Annotated in this window: 3 rRNA genes; all 3 read right to left on the bottom strand. The window is 54.9% G+C overall.

The features are described from left to right. Positions 1-459: 459 nt before the first annotated feature. Positions 460-576 (bottom strand): 5S ribosomal RNA (gene rrf / locus C1706_RS13790). 149 nt (positions 577-725) lie between these two features. Beyond that, a 23S ribosomal RNA gene (locus C1706_RS13785) occupies positions 726-3,842 on the bottom strand. Between the two features lie 403 nt (positions 3,843-4,245). After that, positions 4,246-5,762 (bottom strand): 16S ribosomal RNA (locus C1706_RS13780). The 16S, 23S and 5S rRNA genes sit together here, the layout of an rRNA operon. Positions 5,763-6,226: the final 464 nt, after the last annotated feature.

Here is a 6,226-nt window from a genome sequence, read left to right as displayed (position 1 = left end):
GCTGGGGCTGGGGGGCTGGTTTGTCGTGGTTGGGTCTACCCCTGTCGGTAGCGTGTACCGGTTCGGGAGGCGTGGTCCACCGTTTCCCGGGCCATTCAACCAGCCTTGGGGGCGCATGTTCACTCTCCCCGGGGGCACTCAGTCGGCACAACACCCGTGCTCAGCCGGCACGTGAACGCGTGCGGACGGGATCCTCGACATGTGTCGGCCAGGACAGGTAAACCCGGCCCAGCCACTACCCCGACACACCCAACACCCACACGCCAAGGCCCCCCTTGGTTATCCCCGCTTACCGGTCCTACACCGGATCCCAGCCACCCAAACAAAGAAGGGGTTTAGGTGGGGATACGAAAAAGGGTTGGGTGGGGATATGGGTGTGCCCCCAAAACCATCAGGTTTTGGGGGCACGATCACCCTTAACACACCAAACCCCCCACAAAAGGAGGATTGGGTGGGTGTGTCCGGCGGCGTCCTACTCTCCCACACACTCCCGTGTGCAGTACCATCGGCGCTACGAGGCTTAGCTTCCGGGTTCGGAATGAGACCGGGCGTTTCCCTCACGCTATGACCACCGAAACAATCTTGAGTTATTCATCCCACACCCGCAGGCATGAGGGACAATCAACAATCACACCCTGAACGGGTTTGTTGTCTCAGATATCGTATAGTGGACGCAAACATCACGCAAATTCTTGTACTTGTCGTTGATCACCATGACATGGTGTTGTGACAAGCCCTCGGCCTATTAGTACCAGTCAGCTCCACACATTACTGTGCTTCCACATCTGGCCTATCAACCCCATGGTCTCTAGGGGGCCTTACCCACTCAAGGTGGTGAGAGTCCTCATCTTGAAGCATGCTTCCCGCTTAGATGCTTTCAGCGGTTATCATTTCCCAACGTAGCCAACCAGCCGTGCTCTTGGCAGAACAACTGGCACACCAGAGGTTAGTCCGTCCCGGTCCTCTCGTACTAAGGACAGCCCTTCTCAAGACTCTAACGCGCGCAGCGGATAGGGACCGAACTGTCTCACGACGTTCTAAACCCAGCTCGCGTGCCGCTTTAATGGGCGAACAGCCCAACCCTTGGGACCGACTCCAGCCCCAGGATGCGACGAGCCGACATCGAGGTGCCAAACCATGCCGTCGCTATGGACGCTCGGGCAAGATCAGCCTGTTATCCCCGGGGTACCTTTTATCCGTTGAGTGACGGCGCTTCCACACGCCACCGTCAGATCACTAGTCCCGACTTTCGTCCCTGCTCGACATGTCTGTCTCACAGTCAAGCTCCCTTGTGCACTTACACTCAACACCTGATTGCCAACCAGGCTGAGGGAACCTTTGGGCGCCTCCGTTACCTTTTGGGAGGCGACCGCCCCAGTCAAACTACCCATCAGGCACTGTCCCTGAACCAGATCATGGTCCGAGGTTAGATAACCAGAACGACCAGAGTGGTATTTCAACAATGACTCCACCTGAACTAGCGTCCAAGCTTCACAGTCTCCCACCTATCCTACACAAGTCGTACCGATCACCAATACCAAACTATAGTAAAGGTCCCGGGGTCTTTCCGTCCTGCTGCGCGTAACGAGCATCTTTACTCGTAGTGCAATTTCGCCGAGTTCGTGGTGGAGACAGCGCCCAAATCGTTACTCCATTCGTGCAGGTCGGAACTTACCCGACAAGGAATTTCGCTACCTTAGGATGGTTATAGTTACCACCGCCGTTTACTGGGGCTTAAGTTCACCGCTTCGCCTTACAGCTAACAGTTCCCCTTAACCTTCCAGCACCGGGCAGGAGTCAGTCCGTATACATCGTCTTACAACTTCGCACGGACCTGTGTTTTTAGTAAACAGTCGCTTGGGCCTGGTCTCTGCGACCCTCACCGCTACCCACTGCAAGAGTGGCCACGGATCAGGTCCCCCTTATCCCGAAGTTACGGGGGTATTTTGCCGAGTTCCTTCACCACGATTATCTCGATCGCCTTGGTATTCTCTACCTATCCACCTGTGTCGGTTTAGGGTACGGGCGGCTTAACAACTCGCTCACGAAGCTTTTCTAGGCAGCATAGGATCACCCACACCAACACCCGTAGATGCCAGTGCCATCAAGTCTCAAACATAAAGCGTGCGGATTTGCCTACACGCCGTCCTACACTCTTAGCCCACGATAACCATCACGTGGGTTGGGCTACCTTCCTGCGTCCCTCCGCAGCTTGTCTAATACCAGTTCAGGTCACAGACTCAACCAACCACAACCACCAAAGGTGATCGACAGTTAATCTTGCGTGCTTAGTATCACTGACCTCGACACGGGCGTTGTTACGCCGGTACCAGAATATCAACTGGTTGTCCATCGACTACGCCTGTCGGCCTCGCCTTAGGTCCCGACTTACCCAGGGCAGATTAGCTTGACCCTGGAACCCTTGGATATTCGGCGGACGGGTTTCTCACCCGTCATTCGCTACTCATGCCTGCATTCTCACTCGTGTGCACTCCACGACTGGGTCACCCCGCCGCTTCACCGCACACACGACGCTCCCCTACCCATCCACACACCTGGACCACGAAGGCCTAGTACACATGTGAATGCCACAGCTTCGGCGGACTGCTTGAGCCCCGCTACATTGTCGGCGCAGAATCACTTGACCAGTGAGCTATTACGCACTCTTTCAAGGGTGGCTGCTTCCAAGCCAACCTCCTGGTTGTCTTCGCAACTCCACATCCTTTTCCACTTAGCAGTCCCTTAGGGGCCTTAGCTGGTGATCTGGGCTGTTTCCCTCTCGACTATGAAGCTTATCCCCCACAGTCTCACTGCCGTCCTCTCACTTACCGGCATTCGGAGTTTGGCTGATTTCGGTAAGCTTGTGGGCCCCCTAGACCATCCAGTGCTCTACCTCCGGTAAGAAACAGACGACGCTGCACCTAAATGCATTTCGGGGAGAACCAGCTATCACGAAGTTTGATTGGCCTTTCACCCCTATCCACAGCTCATCCCCTCGGTTTTCAACCCAAGTGGGTTCGGGCCTCCACGACGTCTTACCGTCGCTTCACCCTGGCCATGGATAGATCACTTCGCTTCGGGTCTAGAGCACGCGACTCAAACGCCCTATTCGGACTCGCTTTCGCTACGGCTTCCCCACACGGGTTAACCTCGCCACGTACCACTAACTCGCAGGCTCATTCTTCAAAAGGCACGCCGTCACCCCACAAAGAGGCTCCGACGGATTGTAGGCGACCGGTTTCAGGTACTATTTCACTCCCCTCCCGGGGTACTTTTCACCTTTCCCTCACGGTACTTGTCCGCTATCGGTCATCAAGGAGTATTTAGGCTTAACGGGTGGTCCCGCCAGATTCACACAGAATTTCAGGGGTTCCGTGTTACTTGGGAATACACTCACGAGGGTTGCACATACGTTTACACGACTCTCACGCACTATGGTCGGCCTTCCCAGACCGTTCAACTTCGCACAACCTTTATCACTCGTCGATCAATCAGCAGCTCGATCCGAATGCTCCCACAACCCCCAGCATGCAACGCCTGCCAGCTATCACACACACCGGGTTTGGCCTCTTCCGCTTTCGCTCGCCACTACTCACGGAATCACAATTGTTTTCTCTTCCTATGGGTACTGAGATGTTTCACTTCCCCACGTTCCCTCCAACACCCCTATATATTCAGGGTGAGGTCGCCGGACATAACTCCGGTATCTTCGAGGTTTCCCTATTCGGACATCCACGGATCAAAGCTCGTTTACCAGCTCCCCGTGGCTTATCGCAGGTTACAACGTCCTTCATCGGCTCTTGATGCCAAGGCATCCACCGATCGCCCTTAGTAGCTTGTCACCAAATCAAAACGATCAACAACAAAAAATCTACTTAAAGATGCTCGCGTCCACTATACAATTCTCAAACAACAACCCCAACCAAACCAAACACCCACCCAAAGATGAACGCCCAGCAAGACCAGGACAACAACGAAACCCCAACACTCCACACACCAAAACAGCATGCAAAGAACAGCCGGAAATTTCAGAACCCAACAACGTGCACACCCAACACCACCCCCACCACAACCAGCGTTCCACACCCACACAGTGAGTAGTACTAACCAGCCACAGTCTCAGTGACATCAGACTCGATCAATGCTTCCACAAATAACGCCTGGCATCCCGCGTGCCACACTCGGACACGAACAGAACAACAACCCCCCAACCCAGCAGGCTAATGAGGTATACAGGCTCCCTAGAAAGGAGGTGATCCAGCCGCACCTTCCGGTACGGCTACCTTGTTACGACTTAGTCCTAATTACCGATCCCACCTTCGACGGCTCCCCCCACAAGGGTTAGGCCACCGGCTTCGGGTGTTACCGACTTTCATGACTTGACGGGCGGTGTGTACAAGGCCCGGGAACGTATTCACCGCAGCAATGCTGATCTGCGATTACTAGCGACTCCGACTTCATGGGGTCGAGTTGCAGACCCCAATCCGAACTGAGACTGGCTTTACGTGATTCGCGCACCCTCACGGGATAGCAACACTTTGTACCAGCCATTGTAGCATGCGTGAAGCCCTGGACATAAGGGGCATGATGACTTGACGTCATCCCCACCTTCCTCCGAGTTGACCCCGGCAGTCTCCCATGAGTTCCCGGCATTACCCGCTGGCAACATAGGACGAGGGTTGCGCTCGTTGCGGGACTTAACCCAACATCTCACGACACGAGCTGACGACAGCCATGCACCACCTGTCAACCGACCAAAAAGGCACACCCATCTCTGGATGCTTCCGGCAGATGTCAAACCCAGGTAAGGTTCTTCGCGTTGCATCGAATTAATCCGCATGCTCCGCCGCTTGTGCGGGCCCCCGTCAATTCCTTTGAGTTTTAGCCTTGCGGCCGTACTCCCCAGGCGGGGCACTTAATGCGTTAGCTACGGCACGGAGAACGTGGAATGTCCCCCACACCTAGTGCCCACCGTTTACGGCGTGGACTACCAGGGTATCTAAGCCTGTTTGCTCCCCACGCTTTCGCTCCTCAGCGTCAGGAAAGGTCCAGAGAACCGCCTTCGCCACTGGTGTTCCTCCTGATATCTGCGCATTCCACCGCTCCACCAGGAATTCCGTTCTCCCCTACCTTCCTCAAGTCTGCCCGTATCGAAAGCAAGCACAGAGTTAAGCCCTGTGTTTTCACTTCCGACGCAACAAACCACCTACGAGCTCTTTACGCCCAATAAATCCGGACAACGCTCGCACCCTACGTATCACCGCGGCTGCTGGCACGTAGTTAGCCGGTGCTTCTTCTCCAGGTACCGTCAAATTCGCCCCTGGTGAAAGCGGTTTACAACCCGAAGGCCGTCATCCCGCACGCGGCGTTGCTGCATCAGGCTTTCGCCCATTGTGCAATATTCCCCACTGCTGCCTCCCGTAGGAGTCTGGGCCGTATCTCAGTCCCAGTGTGGCCGGTCGCCCTCTCAGGCCGGCTACCCGTCATCGCCTTGGTAGGCCATTACCCCACCAACAAGCTGATAGGCCGCGAGTCCATCCCCCACCAAAAAATCTTTCAAACACCACCCATGCGAGCAGTATTCAATATCCGGTATTAGCTGAAGTTTCCCACAGTTATCCCAAAGTGGAGGGCAGGTTACTCACGTGTTACTCACCCGTTCGCCACTAATCACCACTCCGAAGAGCAGATCATCGTTCGACTTGCATGTGTTAAGCACGCCGCCAGCGTTCGTCCTGAGCCAGGATCAAACTCTCCATTGAAAAACAATGAGAGAAAGAAACCCAACCCTAAAAAAGGTTGTTACAATCTCAAAAGAAAACCAACACACGGTTGGTTAACGAGGACACACAAACCTAAAGGTTCATGTGCATCAAAAATATGAACCAAACACCCACCACCAAACGATGATGAACATTCGGCCACTGGCATTGACCTAAGCACGCTGTTGAGTTCTCAAACTTCCGACACACACCACCAAACACCCCAACCAACCGGCAGGGCCCTCAGCGGGGCACTCGACCAACCTTACCAGAACCCGAACCCAGAAGCAAACCCGCTCCCGAACCCAACTCCCAGCCACACCCAGCACCACCAAACCCCAAAACACAAGGCCAAACAGCACCAAACGCGACACCCAAGAACCCTCAAACCGAAGCTCAACCAGCCCCCGAGCGCTTGAGAAACATTACACCCACCACAACCCACCACCAAATCAACCACCCCC

This window comes from Propioniciclava flava (genome assembly GCF_004126535.1).
In the GTDB taxonomy this organism is placed as follows: Bacteria; Actinomycetota; Actinomycetes; order Propionibacteriales; family Propionibacteriaceae; genus Propioniciclava; species Propioniciclava flava.
The sequence above is the reverse complement of the archived record's forward strand: the minus strand, read 5'-3'. Positions and strand labels throughout refer to the sequence as shown.